We start from the raw sequence: 1,197 nt of genomic DNA, 5'->3' as shown, positions 1-1,197 counted from the left end.
GGAAACTGCGAATAAGTCCCGCAGTTTAACGCTTAGTTAAGCCGCAGCATCACCTGCCTAATTTTTAAACTCTAATTTTGCAATTTAGGCCAATATGCCGTTGTTTTAGGCAGGATTTTGGCCTTATTCCGGGCTATTCCCGGATTTTAGACAGATCTTGGCTGTCGTCGTAACATCTGGTCTACTTTAAACAGGTTCGCCAAGGTGAATAGCATGGCTAACTGTGAGTCATTTTTTATCAATCCCTTATAGCGAGCTTTGATAAAACCAAATTGGCATTTGATGATGCGAAACGGGTGTTCCACCTTCGCCCGAATGCTGGCTTTTAAATATTCGATGTTGATGGCAGTTTTGTTTTTGCGGGGATGCTTTTTCAGTGCCCGAACTTTTCCGGGACGCTCAGCAATCAGCCATTCCACATCCTTTTCTTTAAGTTCTTCACGCTTCTCTGCGCCTTGATATCCAGCATCGCCAGAGATGAATTCCTCATCGCCATGCAACAGGTTCTTCATCTGATTCAGGTCATGTTCGTTGGCGGCGGTGGTCACCAGCGTATGAGTCAGACCGCTCTTGGCATCCACACCGATATGGGCTTTCATACCGAAGTGCCACTCATTACCTTTCTTGGTCTGATGCATATCCGGGTCACGTTCATTCTTTTTGTTTTTAGTGGAGCTGGGGGCTTCAATAATCGTGGCATCCACCAGTGTGCCCTGCGTCATCATCACACCGCAGTCAGACAGCCATTGATTGACCGTTTTGAATAATTGGCGAGTCAGCTTGTGTTTTTCCAGCAAGTGCCGGAAGTTCATAATGGTTGTGCGGTCAGGAATGGCTTTATCCAGTGATAGTTGCGCAAATTGACGCATCGAAGCAATTTCATATAACGCATATTCCATCGCTTCATCACCGAGGCTATACCATTGCTGCATACAATGAATGCGAAACATGGTCTCAAGCGCATACGGACGTCTGCCATTGCCTGCTTTAGGATAAAAGGGTTCAATCACTTCCAGCAGTTGAGACCACGGCAGCAGGTTATCCATTCTGGATAAGAAAATCTCTTTTCTCGTCTGGCGACGTTTGCTGGAAAACTCACTATCGGCAAAAGTTAACTGTTGGCTCATGGGCGGTAATGGCTGTGATTTACTATGCAGCTATGATCTCACATTCAGGACTTATTCGCATCTTCCCTAG

At 45.9% G+C, this 1,197-nt stretch carries 1 protein-coding gene; it reads right to left on the bottom strand.

Annotated features, from left to right (window positions below):
• Window positions 1–146: 146 nt before the first annotated feature.
• Window positions 147–1,127, bottom strand: coding sequence for an IS5 family transposase (locus tag HHX48_RS18575; RefSeq protein WP_191026741.1), 981 nt, complete (start codon window positions 1,125–1,127; stop codon window positions 147–149).
• Window positions 1,128–1,197: the final 70 nt, after the last annotated feature.

This window comes from Salinimonas profundi (assembly GCF_014750655.1).
In the GTDB taxonomy this organism is placed as follows: domain Bacteria; phylum Pseudomonadota; class Gammaproteobacteria; order Enterobacterales; family Alteromonadaceae; genus Alteromonas; species Alteromonas profundi_A.
This window is presented reverse-complemented; position numbering and strand designations above follow the sequence as displayed.